This is a genomic window from Nitrospirota bacterium (assembly GCA_037386965.1).
In the GTDB taxonomy this organism is placed as follows: domain Bacteria; phylum Nitrospirota; class Thermodesulfovibrionia; order Thermodesulfovibrionales; family JdFR-86; genus JARRLN01.
Window position 1 is genome coordinate 43,925 of sequence record JARRLN010000005.1, and the last position, 15,211, is coordinate 59,135.

A 15,211-nucleotide genomic window follows, 5' to 3' on the forward strand; every position below is an offset into this window, starting at 1 on the left:
CCTCGCGCTCACCTTTCCGCTTTTGGTAAGTTTAAGGGAGCGGCCGGCATCGCCGGCGACTTTGCGAGGAAGTGAGGAGGCGGACATGCAGTGGACCCCGGACCTCTCGGTGGGAGTAGAGGATATAGACGTCCAGCACAGGGAGCTCTTCAGGCGCATCACGGAGCTTGTGGAGGCGGTGAAGAAAAAGCAGTGCAAGTTCCTCATCGGAGGGGTCATGGCGTTCCTCCACGAGTACGTGGTCGAGCACTTCGGAGCCGAGGAGGCCCTGATGGTGAAATACGACTATCCGGACTACAAGGCCCATCGCGCCCAGCACGTTTCCTTCATCGCTCGGCTCGGGGGGATGGAAGAGGAGCTCAAGAACGAAACGTCCTCGTACACGCGCTCCGTTTACGTCAATCAGATGGTCGTGGACTGGATACTGGAGCACATAAAGAACGTGGACACCCGCCTGGGGGCTTTCCTCAAGGCCAGAACGCCCGCCGGGTGAGCCCCGGTGGAGGTCACCCTCGACAGCGTCAGGGACGTCTGGATATACCAGAGAAGGCACGGCTACAGGTTTTCCCTCGATGCGGTGCTCCTGGCGTTCTTCGTCCGGGCAAGGGCCCTGGGGAGCATCGTGGACCTGGGGGCCGGCGCCGGGGTGGTGGGCATCCTTCTGGCCCGGCGGTATCCGGCGGCCCGCGTCACCCTGCTGGAGCTTCAGGAGGGCCTGTACACCCTTGCCGCGAGAAACATAGAAAAGAACGGCCTGGGGGAGCAGGTGCGGGCCCTGAGGAGGGACATCCGGGACCTCAAGAGCCTCGGGGACCTCGCCGGATGCGACCTGGCCGTCTCCAACCCTCCCTTTAGAAAGCCCCTCACCGGGAAGCTCAGCGCGGCCGAGGAGCGCTCCCTGGCCCGGCACGAGCTGGCTCTGAGCCTGCGGGAGCTTGTGGGGGCCGCCGCCCGCCTCACAAGGGAAAAAGGGCGGTTCTGCCTGGTCCACCATCCCCTTCGGCTTGCGGAGCTTACAGAGGAGCTGCGGCGCGCCGGCCTGGAGCCCAAGAGGCTCCGGTTCGTCCACGGCAGAAGGGACGCCGAGGCGCGGATTCTCCTCATGGAGGCGGTCAAGGGGGGCGGGGAGGGCCTGAAGGTCGAGAGGCCCCTGTTCGTCTACGAGGAAGACGGCCGGACGTACACCGAGGAAGTGCGCTCCATGTACGAGGGCTGAGCCCGTTTACGGCCCTGGGGCGGCCTGATATACTTCGGGTATAATACGCTCATGATACGGAACACCTTCAGCATCCTCCACGGCCTGGGGGAGAAACGCGAAAAGAGACTGTGGCGGGGCGGAATCCTCCGATGGGAGGATTTCCTCGGGGCCCCGTCCGTGGATTTCATGTCCCCCGGGAGGAAGGAGCTCTACGACCGGGACCTGGAGGACGCCGCCGAGCGCCTCCGGAGGAAGGACGCCGCCTTCTTCGCCCGCACCCTGAGGAGCCGGGAGCACTGGCGGCTCTTTGACGCCCTGGGCCGGGAGGCGGTCTGCCTGGACATCGAGAGCAACGGCCTTCAGGCAGGCTGGGGAGGATACCCCACGGTGGTGGGCGTCTACGACGGGTTCGACTACCGGTATTTCCTCAGGGGACGGGACCTCACCGCCTCGAACCTCATGCGGGAGCTTTCGGGCTACAAGTACCTGATAACCTTCTTTGGCTCCGCCTTCGACATCCCATTTCTGGAGAAAACCCTGCCGGGGTTTCGCCTGCGGGTGCCCCATTTCGACCTGTGCTTCGCGGCCCGGAAGGTGGGGCTTACGGGAGGCCTGAAGCGCATCGAGGAGAAGCTGGGCATAGTGAGGCCCGCGGAGACCCGGGGACTGGACGGTTACGACGCCGTCCTCCTCTGGGAGAGGGCGTCGCGGGGCGATGACGGCGCCATGGAGCTCCTGGTCGGCTATAACCGGGAGGACACGGTCAACCTGATGTACATCGCCGGGCGCCTGTACGCGGACCTGCGGGCGTCCACGGGCATCGAAGAGTACCTTTCCTGAGATGGGCGTCCTCGGAGATTTCACAGCGCACCTGGCCGTGGAGAGGGGCCTGGCGCGCAATACCGTCCAGTCGTACGCCGCGGACCTGGGCAAGTTTCATGCCTTTCTCGAGCAGAGGGGAAAGGGGCTCGCCGCGTTCGGGAAGGACGACATCGTGGACTTTCTTGAGCAGGAGCGGGCCGCGGGCCTTTCCCAGGCGAGTCTTTCCCGCGCGCTCTCCTCGGTCCGGGGGCTGGTGCGCTACCTCCTCCTCCGGGGGCTGATGAAGGAGGACCCCGTGGAGAATCTCCCCTCGCCCCGGAAGTGGGAGACCCTGCCCAAGGCCCTGTCGCAGGGAGAGGTGAAGGGGCTCCTGAGGACGTCGGGCAGAGGGGCCTTCGCCCTGAGGGACGCGGCCATGCTTGAGCTCATCTATTCGTCGGGACTGCGGGTGAGCGAGCTGTTGAGCCTTACGCTCGGGGACGTCAACTTCGAGGCCGGCTTCCTCCGGGTCACGGGCAAGGGGTCCAAGGAGCGCGTGGTGCCCGCCCACCCTCGGGCGCTGGGGAAGGTGAGGCGATACGTGCGGGAGCTGCGGCCCCGGCTTCTCAAGAGGCGCCATTCGGAGTACCTGTTTCTGACCGCGCGCGGGGCCCCCATGAGCAGGCAGAGGTTCTGGCAGGCCCTGAAGGCGTACGGGCGCGCGGCGGGCGTCGTGCTTTCTCCCCACACGCTCAGGCATTCCTTTGCCACCCACATGCTGGAGGGCGGGGCCGACCTGCGCTCCCTGCAGAAAATGCTCGGCCACTCCGACATCTCCACGACGCAGGTGTACACGAAGGTAACGTCGGAGCGGGCCAAGAAAGTCTTTCAGGAGCATCACCCGAGGGCCTGAGAGTTCGAGGAACCGTGTTAATGGCGAGACAATTTTCGAGGAGGAAACATGCACAGGAAGCTCGGCCCTGAACAGCTGTATCAGACGTGCGACGTCGAAGCCCTCGACTTCAAGACGACCGACGACATCGAGCCCTCCATCGGCACCATAGGCCAGGAGCGCGCCATGCGGGCCATCGACTTCGGGCTGAACCTGGACAGCAAGGGGTTCAACATATTCATCCTGGGGGAAAGCGGCTCGGGCAGGATGACCTCCGTCAAGAAGAAGATAGGCGAGCTGTGCGTCAAGGAGCCGGTGCCGCCGGACTGGTGCTACGTCTATAACTTCAAGGACCCCGATGCGCCCCGGGCCATCTCGCTGGAGCCCGGGCAGGGCGCGGCGCTTCAGAAGGACATGGACGAGCTGGTAAAGGCGCTCCAGACGGAGATCCCCAAGGTCTTCGAGTCGAAGGAGTACGAGAAGTCCAGGAGCAAAATCACCGAGGGCTTCCAGAAGGAGCAGAAGGAGAAATTCAGCCAACTCGAGGAGGATGCGAAGCAGAAGGGTTTCTCCATCAGAAAGACGGTCACCGGCCTGCTCATCGTGCCGGTGAAGCCCTCGGGGGAGCCCCTCTCCGAGGAGGAGTTCGAGGAGCTGGACGAGGAGCACAAGAAGAAGGTGGAGGAGACGGGCAAGCAGCTCCAGGAGCGCCTGGACGACATCGTCCGCTCCCTCAGGGCGAGCGAGAAGCAGGTCAAGAAGAGGCTCAAGGACCTGGAGCGGGAGGCGGCCCTCTCCGAGGTGGGCGACCTCATCGACGACCTCAAGCAGAAGTACAAGGAGTACGACAGGATACAGGGCTATCTGGACGACGTCCGGGAAAACGTCCTGGACAACCTCGACGACTTCAAGGCCCAGGAGGAGCAGCCCTCCCCGCTTCCCTTCATGCGGCAGCCGCGGCCGGAGGCCGCCTTCAACCGTTACAAGGTCAACGTGCTCGTCAACAACAAGGAATGCGACGGCGCCCCCATGGTCTTTGAGAGCAACCCCACGTACCTGAACATCTTCGGCAGGCTGGAGTACAAGTTCCAGTACGGGGTGGCCACCACGGACTTCACCCAGATAAAGGCGGGTGCGCTGCACAGGGCCAACGGCGGTTACCTCATCATGGAGAGCCTGGACCTCCTGAGGAGCATCTTCGCATACGACGGCCTGAAGCGGGCGCTCAGGGACGAGGAGATAAAGATGGAGGACGTCTGGGAGCGGTACCGGCTCATGTCCACCACGACGCTGAAGCCCGAGCCCGTCCCGTTGAAAATCAAGGTCATCCTCATCGGACACCCCGTCATCTATTACCTCCTGTACAGGCTTGACGAGGAGTACAAGGAGCTGTTCAAGGTGAAGGCCGATTTTGACGACCGCATGGACCGCTCCGAGGAGATGTTGCGCGAGTATGCGGCCTTCATCGCCTCCAAGTGCAAGGAGGAGAAGCTTCTGCCCTTCGACCGGGGGGGCGTCGGCCGGGTGATAGAGCACGGGACGCGCATCGCCAACCAGCAGGGCAAGCTCAGCTCGAAGTTCCGGGAGGTGGCCGACCTGCTCAGGGAGGCCCACTTCTGGGCGAAAAAGGCGGGTGCGGGCGTCGTGGAGCGCCGCCACGTGGAACAGGCCCTGGAGGAGCAGGTTTTCCGGAGCAACCGCATCGAGGAGCGGCTCCGCGAGCTCATGGCCGAAGGGACCCTTATCGTGGAGACCGAGGGAGGCAGGGTCGGACAGGTCAACGGCCTCGCCGTGCTGAGCATGGGGGACTACAGCTTCGGGAAGCCCTCGCGCATCACGGCCAAGACCTTTGTGGGGAAGGCCGGCGTGGTGAACATCGAGCGGGAGACCAAGATGAGCGGCAGAATCCACGGCAAGGCCATACTCATCATCTCCAACTACCTGGGGAGCAAGTACGCGGTGAAGAAGCCCATCAGCGCGTCGGCCTCCATCACCTTCGAGCAGCTTTACGACATGGTGGAGGGCGACAGCGCCACCTGTGCCGAGCTTTACTGCATCCTGAGCAGCCTGAGCGGCGTTCCTTTGAAACAGAGCTTCGCCGTGACGGGCTCCATGGACCAGAACGGAGACGTGCAGCCCATCGGCGGGGTGAACGAGAAGATAGAGGGCTTTTTCGAGCTGTGCAAGCTCCGGGGCCTGGACGGCTCCCATGGGGTCATCATCCCCCGGAGGAACGAGCGGCACCTCATGCTCAAGAAGGACGTGGTGGACGCCGTGCGGGAGGGGAAGTTCACCATTTATTCCATCGACAGGATGGAGGAGGGGCTGGAGCTCCTGACCGGCGTGAAGGCCGGGGAGCTCGGGCCAGACGGCGCCTATCCCGAGGACACCCTGAACTCCCTGGTGCAGAAACGCTTCGAGGAGATCAACGAGGCCCTCAAGGAGAGGCGGGCCAAGGAGATAAGCGAGGCCATGAAGCGCAAGGAGGAAGAGGAGGAGGAAAACGAGGAGGAGGACGAGGAAAACGGCGCATGAAGCACGTCCTTGAGCTTTTCCTTTTCCTCGCCGTGGCTGCACCCCTTGCGGTGCTGCCCCTCAGAGCATCACGGAAGGTCGGGGAGCTCCTCGGCCTTCTGCTTTATGCCCTCTGGGGGACGCGCAGGCGCGTAGGCACGGAGAACCTGCGGGCGGCCCTCGCGCGGGGGGCGCTTGAGGACTCGCGCTCCGCGGAGGCCATCTGCCGGGAAAACTTCCGCCACATGGGTCGCGGGGCCGCCGAGCTGGTGAAGGTGTTTCTCGGGCGGGGGGACGCCCTGGTCCGGGACGTCGTGGTGCAAGGCCGCGAGCACCTGGAGCGGGCCCGGCAGGGGGGCAGGGGGGTCATCCTCGTCACCGGCCATTTCAGCAACTGGGAGCTCCTTGCCCTGTCGCTGTCCGTCCGGGTCATGCCCATTGTGGGCGTGGCCCGCAAGCAGAGCAACCCTTACCTGGACAGGCTCGTCATGAGCACCCGGAAGAGATACGGAAGCGAAATGGTCTACAAGAGGGGGGCCCTCAGGCGGTTCCTCGCCGTGCTCCACTCCGGCGGGGCGGTGGGCGTTGTCATGGACCAGGCCGTCTTTCCCGACGAAGGGGTCCTCATCGATTTCCTGGGCGCCCCGGCCTGGACGACGCGGACCCCGGTGGCGCTGGCCCGCCGGACGGGGGCGGCACTCGTTCCGGTCTTCATTGTCTGGGACGGCGCGGGCTACACCATAAGGATACGGGAGGAAGTGCCCCTTCTCGGGGAGGAGGCCGAGGACACCCGAAGGCTCTCGGCCCATATCGAGCAGGAGATCCGGGAGCACCCCGCCCAGTGGCTCTGGATTCACCGGCGCTGGAAACGAGCGGGCACGAGACCGGAGCCTCAGGCCAACGCCGTTTCCTGAAAAGAGCCCGGCGCACCAGGGTCGGCCCGCGCTCATCGCAAACGGAGTCCCTGCGGTTTCTTCCCATGGGCGCCCCCCGATTTCACCACGGCTCTTCGCGGCTCTTGCGCCCCGCCTTGACGCTCGGCAGTGCCCGTGATAGCTTTTTACATGGCATACGAGGTTCTTGACCTCTCGGGCGACGTGGGCGTCCGCGCCCGGGGCGGAAGCCTTCCGGAGGCCTTTGGCGAGGCGGCCCTCGCCATGTACAGCCTGATTACGGAGCCCGCCGCAATACGCCCTGAGGAGGTGCGGCGCGTGGAGGTAAGAAGCCACTCGCGCGAGGGCCTCCTGGTTTCGTGGCTCAACGAGCTCATCTATCTTTTCGACGTGCATGGCTTTGTGGGCAAGTCCGTGGAATTCGAGAGCTTCGAGGACACGGCCCTCGTGGCCGAGGTGCGGGGAGAGCGGTTCGACCCCCAGCGCCACGAGGGCGGCCTTCTCTTGAAGGCCGCCACCTACCACGGTCTTACCCTGGAGCAAGGCCCCGAGGGGTACCGGCTGGAAATCATGTTTGACATCTGAGGAGGGCTGTCATGACCGTGGCTGAGCTCAGAAGAATCGACGCGGTGAGGCTGGAGGTCCCCCGCACGTACAAGGAGGGCATGCGCACCCGCGGCATCATCTTCGTGGACGACGTGCTTGAGCAGGCGCTGGAGAAAAGGTCCGTGGACCAGGTGGCCAACGTGGCTATGCTGCCGGGAATCGTCGGGGCCTCCATGGCCATGCCCGACATCCACATGGGCTATGGGTTTCCCATCGGAGGGGTGGCCGCCTTCGACCTCAGGGAGGGGGTCGTCTCTCCCGGAGGGGTGGGATACGACATCAACTGAGGGGTCCGGTTGCTTCGGAGCGACCTCACCCGGGAACAGGCCGCCCCGAAGCTCCGGGACCTCGTGGAGGTCCTTTACGCGGAAATACCCAGCGGCGTGGGCTCCAAGGGGAAGCTTCGCCTGGGGCACGAGGAGGAGCGGCGGCTCCTCATGAAAGGTGCCCGATGGGTCGTGGAGCGGGGCATGGGGGAGCCCTCCGACCTGGAGAAGACCGAGTCGGGTGGGAGCCTGGAGGGGGCGGACCCTTCCCTCATCAGCGAGAAGGCCTACGAAAGGGGGAGGGCCCAGCAGGGCACCCTGGGGTCGGGAAACCATTTCCTCGAAATCCAGTACGTCCAGGAGATTTTCGACCGGGATGCGGCCCGGGCCCTGGGGCTTTTCGAGGGGCAGATGACCGTGATGATTCACACGGGCTCCCGGGGTTTCGGGCATCAGGTCTGCACGGACTTTCTGGAGGTCATGGCCCGCGCGGTCAAGAAGTACGGGATAAAGCTGCCCGACGCCGAGCTGGCCTGCACCCCGTTTGACAGCCCGGAGGCACGGGACTACATGGCGGCCATGAAGGCGGCGGCCAATTACGCCTGGGCCAACAGGCAGTGCATCATGCACTGGACGAAGGACGGCATGGCCAGGGTCTTCGGGTCCTCGCCTGCCTCACTCGGGCTTTCGCTGGTCTATGACGTCGCCCACAACATAGCCAAGGTGGAAACCCACACCGTGGAGGGGGAGAAGAAAAAGCTCGTCGTCCACAGAAAGGGGGCCACCAGGGCCTTCCCCCCCGGCCACCCGGAGCTGCCTGGAGTGTACGTGCAGGTGGGACAGCCGGTCTTCATCCCCGGCGACATGGGCCGGTGCTCCTATGTCCTGCTGGGCACGGAGGGGGCGATGGGCGAGACATGGGGCTCCACGTGCCACGGCGCGGGCAGGGCGCTCTCCCGGCACCAGGCCATCAAGGCGGCAAAGGGGCGGCCCATACGCGAAGAGCTGGAGAGACGGGGCATCCTGGTGCGCTCACGGGGGCGGTCCACCCTGGCGGAGGAAATCTCCGAGGCATACAAGGACGTCTCGGCCGTCGTGGATGCGGTGCACAGGGCGGGGATATCCAGGAAGGTGGCGCGCCTGAGGCCCATGGGCGTGGTGAAAGGATGAAAGGAGGTTTCGCATGGAGGTGCTGGTCGAGAAGAAAGTGGGGGAAAAGACACTCAGGCTCGTCAAGGGCGACATCACCGCCCGGGAGGTGGACGCGGTGGTCAACGCGGCCAACAGCCGCCTGCAGCACGGAGGGGGCGTGGCCGGGGCCATCGTCAGGCGGGGCGGCTACGTCATCCAGGAAGAAAGCGACAAGATAGGTTACACCCCCGTGGGCAGCGCCGTGGTCACCACCGGCGGAAAGCTCGCGGCCCGGTACGTCATCCACGCCGTGGGTCCCCGCATGGGGGAAGGGGACGAGGACAACAAGCTCGGAAGCGCGGTGCGGAGCAGCCTCGAGCGCGCCGAGGAAAAGGGGCTCCGGAGCATCTCCATGCCGGCCATAAGCTCCGGGATATTCGGGTTTCCCAAGGACAGATGCTCGGCCATCCTGGTGCGGGAGTGCCGGCAGTACCTCTCCGAAAACCCCTCGAGCAGCCTCGAGGTGGTGGAGTTCTGCGTCTTTGACGACGAGACGGCGGGGCACTTCCGAAGGGAGCTCGGCGCCCTTTAAGCGGGCGCTGCCCACTGCGGCGGCCCGGTCCTCCTGTTGACAAGCTCGCCCTTTTTCCATTAATCTATACACTTCTTGAATTGAAGCCTTTTCATTCGAGTTCGGAAGGGGAGAGATGAAGACCCAGTTTGTGAAGAAGCATGAGGCGGACCGGAAGTGGTACGTCGTGGACGCAGAGGACAAGGTGCTCGGGAGGCTTGCCTCGCGGATTGCCCTCCATCTGCGGGGGAAGAGCAAGCCCACCTACACGCCTCACGTGGACACGGGCGATTTCGTCGTGGTCGTCAATGCCGAGAAGATAAAGCTCACGGGGAACAAGGTCAACGACAAGATATATTACTGGCACACCGGATACCCCGGCGGCATCAGGTCGGCCTCGCTCAGGGAAAAGCTCCAGAAGAAGCCCGAGGACGTCATCCGGCAGGCTGTCTGGGGCATGCTTCCCAAGAACAGGCTGGGACGGGCCATGTTCCGCAAGCTGAAGGTCTACAGGGGTCCGGAGCATCCCCACAGGGCCCAGAAGCCCGAACCGATTCAGTTATAGCTAAGGAGAAGGAATGGCTGAAATCAATTACAGCGCCACCGGCCGGCGGAAGACGTCGGTAGCCAGGGTATCCATGAGCCCGGGCCGGGGCGATATCTTCGTCAACACGAAGCCCCTGGACGAGTATTTCCCGCGGGAAACCCTCCGGATGATGATCCGGCAGCCCCTGGAGCTGACCGGCACCGTCGGCAAGTACGACGTTGCGGCCAAGGTCAGCGGCGGCGGGCTCACCGGCCAGGCCGGCGCCCTGAGGCACGGCATTTCGCGGGCCCTTACCCACGTGGACAGCGACCTCAGGCCCCGCCTGAAGAAAGAGGGGTTCCTGACGAGAGACCCTCGCGAGAAGGAGCGGAAGAAGTACGGCCAGAAGGGCGCGCGGGCGCGGTTCCAGTTCTCCAAGAGATAACCCTCCCTGACCCACCGCCGAGGGGCCCATGCTCAAAGTAGCCATATGCGGCGGGAGCGGCTACGCCGGCTCCGAGCTGCTTCGCATCCTGCTTCGCCATCCCGGGGTGGAGGTCCGCGCCGTCACCTCGGAGCGCTCGGCCGGCCGGTCCCCGGCCGACCTTTTCCCCCACCTGGGCGCTTACGCCCGCCTGCGTTACGAACGCCTGGAGAAAGAGAAGCTCCTCAAGAGGGCCGATTTTTTCTTCATGGCCCTGCCGCATGCGGCCTCGCAGGAGGCGGTCCGGTATTTTTTCGACAACGGCAAGAAGGTCGTGGACCTGTCGGCTGACTTCCGCTTGAAGGACCCGGCCGTCTACGAAGAGTGGTATAAGACGCCCCATCGCTTCCCCGAAACCCTGAAGCAGGCCGTCTACGGGCTTCCCGAGCGGTACCGCGAGGACATCCGCAAGGCCTCCCTGGTGGCCAACCCCGGCTGCTATCCCACCGGGGCTCTCCTGGGCCTTCTTCCCTTGCTCGAAGGGGGCGTCGTCGAGCCGGACTCCCTGGTCATCGACTCCAAGAGCGGCACGAGCGGGGCCGGCCGAAAGGGCGACCTCTCTCTGTCCTTCTCCGAAGTGGGCGGGGGGTTCAAGGCCTATGCGGTGGCCGGCCACCGGCATACCCCGGAGATAGAGCAGGAGCTCTCCCTTCTGGCGGGAGAGCAGGTCAGGGTCTCCTTTACCCCCCATCTTCTGCCCGTCGACCGCGGGATTCTGAGCACCCTGTACGGACGGCTCCGGGGAGAGCCCGACGAAGAACGCATCCGCGCACTCTACGCCGAGCGCTACCGGGGCGAGCCCTTCGTCCGGGTCCTGGGGAAGGGCGCCTTCCCGAACATAAAGGCGGTCCGGGGGTCGAACGCCTGCCACATCGGGTTTGCCCTGGATAAGCGGACCCGGAGGGTGGTCGTCGTTACCGCCCTGGACAACCTCGTGAAAGGGGCCTCCGGGCAGGCCGTACAGTGCATGAACCTCATGATGGGCTTCGGGGAGGAGACGGCCCTGGAGTCTGCGGGGCTCGCCCCGTGAGCCCCCGAGGGTTCCGCTATGCCGCGGCCGGGGCGTCCATCAAGGGGCCCGGCAGAAACGACATGGCCCTTATCTACTCGGAGGCGCCCGCCCTGGCCGCCGGGGCCTTCACCACGAACAGGGTAAAGTCCCCCACCGTGACCCTCAACAGGGAGCGCGTTCGCAGGGGGCGGGGGCGCGCCGTGCTCGTAAACAGCGGAAACGCCAATGCCTGCACCGGGGCCCAGGGCGTGGGGGACGCCCGGGAGATGGCTTCGCTGGCCGCCGAATCGCTTTCTCTTCCTGCGCGCGAGGTCTACGTTTGCTCCACGGGGGTTATCGGCGTTTCCCTTCCCATGGCCCGGGTGCGCCGGGGCATCGAGGCCCTGGCCCGGGACCTCGGCTCTGTGGGCCTCATGGAGGTGGCCCGGGCCATCATGACCACCGACACGGTGCCGAAGGTCGCCCACCGCACGGTGAAGGTGGGGGCCCGCGAGGCCACGCTGAGCGCCGTGGCCAAGGGCGCGGGCATGATAGAGCCCCACATGGCCACCATGCTCGCTTTCTTCATGACGGACCTGGCGGTCGAGGGCCAAGCGTTGAAGGCGGCCTTCCGCGAGGCGGTGGAGCAGTCCTTCAACAGGATAACGGTGGACGGCGACTGCTCCACGAACGACACGGCGCTCATCCTCGCAAACGGCATGGCGGGCAACAAGGAGATAACCACGGGCTCGCGCCATTACAAGACATTTGTCTCCGCCCTTTCGGATCTCGCGGCGGACCTGGCGCGCATGGTCGTCCTGGACGCGGAAGGGGCGACCAAGCTCATCGAGGTGGATGTGCGGGGTGCAAAATCCGACGCCGAGGCGCTCCGGGCCGCCAAGGCGGTGGCCAATTCCCTTCTGGTCAAGACCGCCGTTTACGGCGCGGACCCCAACCCCGGCCGTATCATGGCGGCCCTGGGCGCTTCGGGCTCCAGGGTGAAGGAGGAGCTCATCGACGTCTCCCTGGGCCGGGTGACGGCCATCCGCCGTGGGGTCGCCACCGGGTTGACCGAGGAGGCGCGCGCCGAGCTCGGCGGCAACGAAGTCCGCATCCTTATCTCTCTCGGTGTGGGCCGGGGCTCGGCCTGTGTTCTTACCTCGGACCTCACCGAGGAGTACGTAAAGATAAACGCCGCCTACACGACCTGAGCTCCCGAGCCTGGACATCCTCCTCACCCAGGGTTCAGAATAGGAGAAAAAGCGAATGGAGCCGCATGGCCAGAAAAAAATATAAAGGCGGGGGCGCGAACGTCTATGACAGGGACGTCGTCCTCCGCTGCCCCTTCTGCCATACCGCCCTCGGAGGGCCGCTCGAAGTGGAAACCCCCTTCGGAGACACCGTCGAGGGAGGCTTCTGTGGCTGCGGCGCCGCTTTCGTCTTCGACCGCAGCGGAAAGAAGCTCGGCGAGGCTTACATGGACGCCCTGTCCCTGGCGTTCAACTGGGACATCGAGGCTGCCCTGAACTCCGGCGCGGACGGATACGAGGAGGGCGTCGTGCGCCACGACACCCGGTCGGGAAAGTATTTCCTCGGCGACGGGGGACGCTTCGACAGGAATCCCAAGTACTACTTCGTGCGAAAGAAAAAGGCGGAATAAAGCTTGTATAATAAGAGTATGGCAGTGCGAGAGGTCAGAAAGTACCCCGATGACGTCCTGAGGCAAAGGGCGCACGCCGTCCAGCGGATGGACGAGGAGACGGAGCGCCTGATAGACGACATGGTGCAGACCATGTACGCCGCCTCCGGCGTCGGGCTGGCTGCTCCCCAGGTGGGGGTCTCAAAGCGGGTTATCGTCGTGGAGGTCAGGAGCGACCTGGATGGGGAGCACCCTCTCATGGTCCTCGTCAACCCCGAGATTGTGCGCGCCGAGGGGGAGGTGGAGTACGAAGAGGGCTGCCTGAGCCTTCCGGGGTTTACCGCGAACATCAAGCGCGCCGGCGAGGTAACCGTACGGTACCTGGACCGGCAGGGACGGGAGGCGGCGGTCGATGCGACGGGGCTTCTGGCCATTGCCCTTCAGCATGAGATAGACCACCTGGAGGGGCGCCTCATCCTGGACAGGGCGAGCGCCCTGAAGAGGGAATTCTACCGGAAACGCATCAAGAAGAGCCCGGCCAAAGCCGGTTAGTCCGGAATGTCCCTGGTTTTTTTCGGCTCTCCCGAGTTTGCCGTCCCTTCACTGAAGAGTCTTGCGGAGGCGGGCGAGGAAGTGGTGGCCGTCGTCACGCGCCCCGACAGGCGCAGAAGCAGGGGCGGAGGGCCCGAGCCCTCCAGGGTCAAGGAAAAAGCCCTGGACATGGGAATCCGGGTCCTGGAGCCCGTGAGCATGAAGGACCAGGGTTTCCTGGACGAGCTCCGCTCCCTTCGCCCCGAGTTCATCGTCGTGGTCGCCTACGGCAGGATACTCACCCCCGGGGTCCTCGATGCCCCCTCAATCGCTCCCGTCAACCTGCATGGCTCTCTCCTTCCCCGCTACCGCGGGGCGGCGCCCATCGCCTGGGCCGTCATCAACGGGGAGAAGGAGACCGGCCTGACGACCATGGTCATCACCGAGCGCCTCGACGAGGGGCCCATCCTCCTTCAGAAGGCCATCCCCATCGCCGAGGAGGACACCGCCGGGAGCCTGTCGCGCAGGATGGCCGAGGCCGGCGGTCCGCTCCTGGTGGATACGCTCCGGGGCCTCCGCGAGGGCAGCATCACGCCCCGCCCCCAGGAGGGGCCCGCGACCTACGCCCCCCCTTTCAAGAAAGAGGACGGCAGGATAAACTGGAAGAAGAGCGCCCTGGAAATCCATGACCTCGTCCGGGGCATGCAGCCCTGGCCGGGGGCTTTCGGCGACCTCGACGGACTCAGGGTGAAGATACTCAGGGTGAGCGTCTTCCAGGGCGAGGGTGAGCCCGGGGTGGTGAAAGACGTCTCCGACGGCTATATCTTCGTGGGCACGGGAGATGGCATTATCTCCATTGACGAGCTTCAGGCCGGGGGGAAGCGGGCGATGGCCTCGCGGGAGTTCCTCCGGGGCAGGACGGTGGAGAAAGGGATGGTCATGAGATGAAGGCGGCGACCTGGCAGAGAGGCGTGCTCCTGAAGGTTATCTACCCGCTTTTCATGATGGCGGGCTCCTTCGTCCCGCGGAGGAAGGAGGGCCTGCAGCGGCTGGTCGTCCGGCTCAACAACAGGCTGGTGATGAGAGGGCGGCGCCCCGCGGCGAGGCTCCTCCTCCTTCTGCCCCACTGCCTTCAGGTGGATACCTGCAAGATTCGCCTGACCCACAACGTGCGCAACTGTCAGGGATGCGGGAAATGCGAGATGAAGGACCTCATCCAGATAGCCGACCAGAACGGCCTGGAGCTCTTCGTGGCCACCGGGGGGAACCTGGCAAGGCGCATCGTCGAGGACGTCCGCCCGGACGCCATCGTGGCCGTGGCCTGCGAGCGGGACCTCACCAGCGGCATAGCCGACACCTTTCCCCTGCCGGTCCTGGGCATCCCCAACGAGCGGCCCTTCGGCCCCTGCCTGAACACGCGGGTAGACCTGGGCAAGGTGGTGCAGGCCATCGGTCTTCTGAGCGAGCCGAAGGCCCCGTCCCCCTGAACGCCTTCCGGCGGGAATCTCGATGGGCGGCTCTTCAGCCGCAGCAGGAGGACGAACCGGAGGAGGAGCAGTCACAGGAGGGCTCGGTCCGCCTGAAGAACCCCTTGAGCACTGCCGAGGCGCATCCTACCCCGGCGTTTACGGTGACGGCCTGAGAGGGGCAGTTCCTCTGGCAGGCGCCGCATTCCATGCAGGCGTCCCGGTCGCCGATGCTGGGTTCGAAGACGATGCCCATGAAGGCCCGCAGGCTGGGATTTCCCGGCGTGCCGGGAAGCAGCCCCGTGCCCGCGCCAAGGCTCATGAAGGAGTTGCGCGCCAGGTAGAGCTTGAGGCCGGCCAGGGCCAACCGACCCGAATATTGCGGCTGCAGACTATACAGGTACATCAGGCCGCCCAGCAATGCGGCCGGGATAATGATCAGCAAAGCCAGAATGATTTTGTAAACCGGCTTCATGCCATTTCAAGAGGTCTCCAAGAGTATCGCCAGCTCAAAATGCTTAAACAACCCATCAAGATCAGCCACATGATCACCCTCTCCATTGTGACATTGCTCATCATCTTTTCATCCGTCTGGTTTGGTTTTTATCTTTCCAAGGAAATTACGGTTCCCATACAGGAATTGGCCGAAGGAACAAACCGCATCGCGTCGGGAGACTATGATTTCTTTATCGATTTGGAAAC

General features: G+C 64.6%; 18 protein-coding genes and 1 pseudogene. 18 read left to right on the top strand and 1 reads right to left on the bottom strand.

Going from position 1 to position 15,211, the window contains the following annotated elements:
* Window positions 1-85 precede the first annotated feature (85 nt).
* From P8Y39_01780 to P8Y39_01860, 17 genes and pseudogenes are all read left to right on the top strand, one after another.
* Window positions 86-493: a bacteriohemerythrin gene (locus tag P8Y39_01780; GenBank protein ID MEJ2191067.1), complete on the top strand. Its 408-nt coding sequence runs from the start codon at window positions 86-88 to the stop codon at window positions 491-493.
* Window positions 494-499: 6 nt separating this feature from the next.
* Window positions 500-1,216: a tRNA1(Val) (adenine(37)-N6)-methyltransferase gene (locus tag P8Y39_01785; protein MEJ2191068.1), complete on the top strand. Its 717-nt coding sequence runs from the start codon at window positions 500-502 to the stop codon at window positions 1,214-1,216.
* Between the two features lie 51 nt (window positions 1,217-1,267).
* A complete protein-coding gene (locus P8Y39_01790) occupies window positions 1,268-2,038 on the top strand; it encodes a ribonuclease H-like domain-containing protein (GenBank protein MEJ2191069.1) in 771 nt (256 codons plus the stop codon).
* 1 nt (window position 2,039) lies between these two features.
* Window positions 2,040-2,912: a site-specific tyrosine recombinase XerD gene (gene xerD, locus P8Y39_01795; GenBank protein MEJ2191070.1), complete on the top strand. Its 873-nt coding sequence runs from the start codon at window positions 2,040-2,042 to the stop codon at window positions 2,910-2,912.
* Window positions 2,913-2,960: 48 nt separating this feature from the next.
* Window positions 2,961-5,426 (top strand): AAA family ATPase, encoded by a 2,466-nt coding sequence (locus P8Y39_01800; protein ID MEJ2191071.1) that lies wholly within the window; start codon window positions 2,961-2,963, stop codon window positions 5,424-5,426.
* A complete protein-coding gene (locus P8Y39_01805) occupies window positions 5,423-6,319 on the top strand; it encodes a lysophospholipid acyltransferase family protein (protein MEJ2191072.1) in 897 nt (298 codons plus the stop codon). Before P8Y39_01800 ends, P8Y39_01805 begins: the two co-directional genes overlap by 4 nt.
* A gap of 150 nt (window positions 6,320-6,469) precedes the next feature.
* Window positions 6,470-6,883 (top strand): archease, encoded by a 414-nt coding sequence (locus tag P8Y39_01810; protein MEJ2191073.1) that lies wholly within the window; start codon window positions 6,470-6,472, stop codon window positions 6,881-6,883.
* Between the two features lie 11 nt (window positions 6,884-6,894).
* A pseudogene (locus tag P8Y39_01815) lies at window positions 6,895-8,340 on the top strand (RtcB family protein).
* 13 nt (window positions 8,341-8,353) lie between these two features.
* On the top strand, window positions 8,354-8,893 hold the full coding sequence (locus tag P8Y39_01820) for a macro domain-containing protein (protein ID MEJ2191074.1): 540 nt from the start codon (window positions 8,354-8,356) through the stop codon (window positions 8,891-8,893).
* Window positions 8,894-9,008: 115 nt separating this feature from the next.
* Window positions 9,009-9,437 carry a 50S ribosomal protein L13 gene (gene rplM / locus P8Y39_01825; GenBank protein ID MEJ2191075.1) on the top strand — a complete coding sequence of 143 codons (429 nt, stop codon included), beginning with the start codon at window positions 9,009-9,011 and terminating at the stop codon, window positions 9,435-9,437.
* A 13-nt stretch (window positions 9,438-9,450) separates the two neighbouring features.
* On the top strand, window positions 9,451-9,843 hold the full coding sequence (gene rpsI, locus P8Y39_01830; GenBank protein ID MEJ2191076.1) for a 30S ribosomal protein S9: 393 nt from the start codon (window positions 9,451-9,453) through the stop codon (window positions 9,841-9,843).
* Between the two features lie 28 nt (window positions 9,844-9,871).
* Window positions 9,872-10,912 (top strand): N-acetyl-gamma-glutamyl-phosphate reductase, encoded by a 1,041-nt coding sequence (gene argC, locus P8Y39_01835; GenBank protein MEJ2191077.1) that lies wholly within the window; start codon window positions 9,872-9,874, stop codon window positions 10,910-10,912.
* Entirely contained in the window at window positions 10,909-12,084 is a 1,176-nt protein-coding gene (gene argJ, locus P8Y39_01840; protein MEJ2191078.1) for a bifunctional glutamate N-acetyltransferase/amino-acid acetyltransferase ArgJ, read from the top strand. Before argC ends, argJ begins: the two co-directional genes overlap by 4 nt.
* A 65-nt stretch (window positions 12,085-12,149) precedes the next feature.
* Window positions 12,150-12,533: a hypothetical protein gene (locus P8Y39_01845; protein ID MEJ2191079.1), complete on the top strand. Its 384-nt coding sequence runs from the start codon at window positions 12,150-12,152 to the stop codon at window positions 12,531-12,533.
* Window positions 12,534-12,551: 18 nt separating this feature from the next.
* Complete coding sequence (def, locus tag P8Y39_01850) at window positions 12,552-13,064, top strand: peptide deformylase (GenBank protein MEJ2191080.1); 513 nt, start codon at window positions 12,552-12,554, stop codon at window positions 13,062-13,064.
* Between the two features lie 6 nt (window positions 13,065-13,070).
* Complete coding sequence (gene fmt / locus P8Y39_01855; GenBank protein MEJ2191081.1) at window positions 13,071-13,991, top strand: methionyl-tRNA formyltransferase; 921 nt, start codon at window positions 13,071-13,073, stop codon at window positions 13,989-13,991.
* Window positions 13,988-14,530 carry a DUF116 domain-containing protein gene (locus P8Y39_01860; GenBank protein MEJ2191082.1) on the top strand — a complete coding sequence of 181 codons (543 nt, stop codon included), beginning with the start codon at window positions 13,988-13,990 and terminating at the stop codon, window positions 14,528-14,530. Before fmt ends, P8Y39_01860 begins: the two co-directional genes overlap by 4 nt.
* A 34-nt stretch (window positions 14,531-14,564) precedes the next feature.
* Here P8Y39_01860 and P8Y39_01865 read toward each other — a convergent pair whose 3' ends face one another.
* Complete coding sequence (locus tag P8Y39_01865; GenBank protein ID MEJ2191083.1) at window positions 14,565-14,876, bottom strand: 4Fe-4S binding protein; 312 nt, start codon at window positions 14,874-14,876, stop codon at window positions 14,565-14,567.
* Between the two features lie 12 nt (window positions 14,877-14,888).
* On the opposite strand from P8Y39_01865, the gene P8Y39_01870 reads away from it, so the two are divergent.
* A partial coding sequence (locus tag P8Y39_01870; protein ID MEJ2191084.1) for a hypothetical protein occupies window positions 14,889-15,211 on the top strand: 323 nt, incomplete at its 3' end.